The organism is Streptomyces sp. RP5T (genome assembly GCF_003933965.1).
Lineage (GTDB): Bacteria > Actinomycetota > Actinomycetes > Streptomycetales > Streptomycetaceae > Streptomyces.
Genome location: NZ_RSAJ01000652.1, coordinates 1 through 4,389, shown reverse-complemented (window position 1 = coordinate 4,389; position 4,389 = coordinate 1). Strand labels below are relative to the sequence as shown.

Here is a 4,389-nt window from a genome sequence, read left to right as displayed (position 1 = left end):
GGGCCAGTCCTCCGTGAAGGTGGCTGCCACCGTGGACCGGGGACGGTCGTCACCGCGGTCGGGGAAGACCCAGGCCCTGAAGAGCAGGAAGCGCAGCACGGTCGCCGCGAGGTTGGCGGCGATCAGCACCGCCAACTCGGTGGAGTGGGCCGGGTCGCTGCTGGCCGCGTTGAGCGCGGCCAGCGAGCCGCTGGTCAGCGCGAGGCCGATCCCGAAGACGACCAGGCCCTGCGCCTGGTGCCGGACGGCACCGCCCCGCCCGCGCACCCCGAAGGTCAGGCGCCGGTTGGCGGCGGTGTTGGCGACCGCGGAGACCAGCAGGGCCAGCGCGTTGGCGGTCTGGGAACCGCCGAACTGCCGGAAGGCGCTGTAGAGGACGAGGTAGAACAGGGTCGACAGACCCCCGACGACACAGAACCCGACGAGCTGGCGGGCCAGCCCCTTCGGCACGTCCTGGATCTCGCGGTCGCGCGGGTCGTCACCGAACGGCCGGGTGACCCGGTCCAGCGGCAGCGAGCCGCTCGCCAGGGCCTTGCCCACCCGCCACACCCCCTTGAGGTCCTCGGTGGCCGTCTTCACGATGTGGACGGTGGAGTCGGGGTCGTCGACCCAGTCGACGGGCACCTCGTGGATACGCAGGCCCGCCCGCTCGGCGATGACCAGCATCTCGGTGTCGAAGAACCAGCCGGTGTCCTCGACGAGCGGCAGCAGGACCTGCGCCACGTCACGCCGGATGGCCTTGAAGCCGCACTGGGCGTCGGAGAAGCGGGCCTGGAGCGAGCCGCGCAGGATGAGGTTGTAGGCGCGGCTGATGAACTCGCGCTTGGGGCCGCGCACGACCCGGGAACTGCGGGCGAGCCGGGAGCCGATCGCCAGGTCGGAGTGGCCCGAGATCAGCGGGGCCACCAGCGGCAGCAGGGCGTTGAGGTCGGTGGACAGGTCCACGTCCATGTAGGCGAGGACGGGGGCGTCCGAGGCGGACCAGACGGTCCGCAGGGCCCGGCCGCGGCCCTTCTGCTCCAGCCGGAAGGCCCTGACCTCCGGGATCTCCGCCTCCAGCCGCTGCGCCACCAGGGGAGTGGTGTCCGTCGACGCGTTGTCCGCGATGGTGATGCGGAACGCGTACGGGAACGTGCGCCTGAGGTGCTCGTGCAGTCTCAGCACACACGGCTGGAGGTCCTTCTCCTCGTTGTAGACGGGGATCACTACGTCCAGGACAGGCGTACCGGCGTCGCCGGCCGGGAGGTGCTCCCGCGCCGGCAGGGTGCCGGGAGAAGAGTCGGTTCGCATGGGAACGACTCTGCTCAAGCCCCCTGTTGCACCCATATGGCGGCGCTGTGCTGTGCCTGTGAGTGCGATTGCCAGTTCGTTTCGGGCGCCGGACGGGGGGCCACGGGCCCGACCGCGGGCAGGTGCACGGTGAACACGGTGCGCCCCGGAACGCTGTCCACGGTCACCGCGCCGCCGTGCGCGGTCGCGACGGCCTGCACGATGGCGAGGCCGAGGCCGGTGGACCCGGTGGCGCGGGAGCGCGCGGAGTCGCCGCGCGCGAACCGTTCGAAGACGTGCGGGAGCAGGTCGGACGGGATGCCCTGGCCGTTGTCCTCGACGTCCACGCACATCCACGGTCCGCGACGCTGCACGCGCGCGGTGACCGTCGTACCCGGCGGGGTGTGTTTGCGGGCGTTGCCGAGGAGGTTGATGAGCACCTGTTGCAGGCGGGCTGCGTCACCGGAGACGAGGGCGGGTTCGTCGGGCAGGTCGAGGCGCCAGTTGTGGTCCATGCCGGCCGCGCGGGCGTCGCTGATGGTGTCCACGACCAGCGGGACGAGGTCGGTCTGCTCGAACTGCAGCGGCCGCCCGGCGTCCAGGCGCGCGAGCAGCAGCAGGTCCTCCACGAGCAGCGTCATCCGGCCCGCCTCGGACTCGATACGGCCCAGCGCGTGCCGGGTGTCGGGGCCGACCTGTTCCCTGCCGCGCCGGGTGAGCTCGGCGTAGCCGCGGATGGAGGCCAGCGGTGTTCTGAGCTCGTGACTGGCGTCCGCGACGAACTGCCGGACCCGCATCTCGCTCTGCTGCCGTGCGTGCAGGGCGCCGTGGACGTGGTCCAGCATCCTGTTCAGCGCGGAACCGACCTGGCCGACCTCGGTGTGCGGGTCGCACTCCGACTCGGGCACCCGCTCGCTGAGGTTCACCTCGCCGGTGTGCAGCGGCAGTTCGGAGACCCGGGTGGCGGTGGTGGCGACCCTGCGCAGGGGGCGGGTGGCGAGGCCGACGAGGACGTAACCGGCGATGACGGCGGCGCCGAGACCGGCGGCGGTGACGCTGATCTCCACGAGGATCAGGGTGTTGACGGTGCTGTTGACGTCGTCGGTGGGCAGGGCGATGTAGTACGAGTCGGCGCCGTCCCTGCTCGTGACGTACTGGACGCGGTACTCGCCGAGGCCCGGGATGTCCACGGTGTGGGCGTTCTTGTCCTGCGGCACGGTGGCCAGGGCCGCTTTCTGCGCCGCGTTGAGCTTGGCGGCCGTCATTCCCTTGAAGTCGCCGTTGCTGTCCTTCTGCTGCTCGGCGACGGCGGCACTGACGATCTTGCCCTTCTGCACGTAGGCGGCGATGGTGTCGGGCTGCGTCGGGGCCTGGCTGATGAGGTTCGAGGCCTTGGCACTCGCCGGGATATCCGTCTCCGAGACGGGCGGGTCCTTCAGCGGCTCCTTGCCCTGCTGCGGCGCATCGTCCTGCTGCGGCGCCTTGTCCCTGCCGAAGCCCACCGCGCGCCCGGCCGTCTCACGCAGCTTGCCATCCAGCTGCTCGTACAGATGCGACCGCAGCGCCAGTGTCGTCACCGTGCCGATCACCGAGCAGACCACGGCGATCAGCACCACGGAAGCGACGACGAGCCGCGTCCTGAGCGTGCGCTGCTTGCCTGCCCGCTTCTGCGCCCGCGGCCGTCGTCGCCCGCTCATGAGGCGGCGGGCTTGATCAGGTAACCGGCGCCGCGCCGGGTGTGGATCATCGGCTCCCGCCCCGCGTCGATCTTCCTGCGCAGATACGAGATGTACAGCTCGACGACGTTGGCCTGGCCGCCGAAGTCGTACGACCACACCCGGTCGAGGATCTGGGCCTTGCTCAGCACCCGCCGGGGATTGCGCATCAGGAACCGCAGCAGTTCGAACTCGGTCGCGGTGAGGTGGATGTTGTCCCCGGCCCGCGAGACCTCGTGGCTGTCCTCGTCGAGGGTGAGGTCGCCGACGACCAGCACGGAGTCGGAGCGGCGGTCGGCCGCGCCGGAGCGGCGGATGAGTCCGCGCAGCCGGGCCACGACCTCTTCGAGGCTGAACGGCTTGGTCACGTAGTCGTCACCACCGGCGGTGAGCCCGGCGATACGGTCCTCCACCGCGTCCTTCGCCGTCAGGAACAGCACCGGCACGTCCGGCAGCTCACGCCGAAGCCGCCCGAGGACGGCCAGTCCGTCCATGTCGGGAAGCATCATGTCGAGGACGACGGCGTCGGGCCGGAACTCCCGCGCGGTCTGCACGGCACCCTGGCCGTCCCCGGCACTGCGGATCTGCCAGCCCTCGTAACGCAGGGCCATGGACAGCAGTTCGGTGATCGACAGCTCGTCGTCCACCACAAGCACGCGGACGGGGCTCCCGTCCGGCCTCAGCAGTTCGGTGCGCCCCTGGGGCGAGGTCGTGGTCATGGTGAACACCATGTCGGGACCCCCTGAGAGCACCCTTTCGGCAGTCTGTGATTTTCCTGAGAAACACACAGGCAGCTCTCAGGGAGCCCTTGGGCACCTGCTTGTCCGACCGGACGGGCAGGGATCCCCTGGGCACCGGCTTGTCCGGCCGGGCGGACGGGACATCGGGCCCGTTCTGCCGGCCGCTACCGGACCGGCCCCTGCTCGTCCACCTCGACGGTCGGCGCCCCGAGGAACACCTCGGCGCCCACCGGGCCGTAGGCGATGTTGTAGGTGTCCAGCCAGTACGACCAGTCCCGCAGCCCGGCGGCGCTGCTGAAGCGGTAGTTGAGCCGCCACCGCACCCACTGCCCGGACTCCAGCCGCACGCCCGGACGCCGCCGCGGCCGGGGCGGCACCCCGAACATCGGCCGCACCCTGGGCAGCACCCGCAACCGCCCGTCCGCCTCACGGAGTTGGACGTCGACCCCCCGGAGGCTGTCACCCTGCCGGCCGTGCGGCACGAACTCGTCCTGCTCGTCCATCCGGACCGCGTGGACGAACGGCTCCCCGGCCCGCCCCACCGCGGACGACGGCAACGCGAAGCCCACCGGAGCCGCGTTCCTCATGGTCGCGGCCTCGCCACCCCGGGACCGCTTCGTCCACGAGGTGCGTATCCACTGCACGGTGACGTCCATCCCCCGACC

At 71.2% G+C, this 4,389-nt stretch carries 4 protein-coding genes; all 4 read right to left on the bottom strand.

The genetic code is table 11. The features are described from left to right. Window positions 1-1,290: bifunctional glycosyltransferase family 2/GtrA family protein (locus tag EHS43_RS38445; RefSeq protein ID WP_125195229.1), on the bottom strand; the 1,290-nt coding region annotated here is incomplete at its 3' end. Window positions 1,291-1,304: 14 nt separating this feature from the next. After that, window positions 1,305-2,966: a HAMP domain-containing sensor histidine kinase gene (locus EHS43_RS38440; RefSeq protein WP_185806598.1), complete on the bottom strand. Its 1,662-nt coding sequence runs from the start codon at window positions 2,964-2,966 to the stop codon at window positions 1,305-1,307. Further along, complete coding sequence (locus tag EHS43_RS38435; protein WP_185806597.1) at window positions 2,963-3,703, bottom strand: response regulator transcription factor; 741 nt, start codon at window positions 3,701-3,703, stop codon at window positions 2,963-2,965. Before EHS43_RS38435 ends, EHS43_RS38440 begins: the two co-directional genes overlap by 4 nt. Before the next feature lie 185 nt (window positions 3,704-3,888). Further along, complete coding sequence (locus EHS43_RS38430; RefSeq protein WP_125195227.1) at window positions 3,889-4,380, bottom strand: hypothetical protein; 492 nt, start codon at window positions 4,378-4,380, stop codon at window positions 3,889-3,891. Window positions 4,381-4,389: the final 9 nt, after the last annotated feature.

Bases quoted from the DNA above. Each gene is read 5' to 3' on its own strand.
- EHS43_RS38430 (WP_125195227.1), bottom strand. From the start codon at position 4,380: ATGGACGTCACCGTGCAGTGGATACGCACCTCGTGGACGAAGCGGTCC.
- EHS43_RS38435 (WP_185806597.1), bottom strand. From the start codon at position 3,703: ATGACCACGACCTCGCCCCAGGGGCGCACCGAACTGCTGAGGCCGGAC.
- EHS43_RS38440 (WP_185806598.1), bottom strand. From the start codon at position 2,966: ATGAGCGGGCGACGACGGCCGCGGGCGCAGAAGCGGGCAGGCAAGCAG.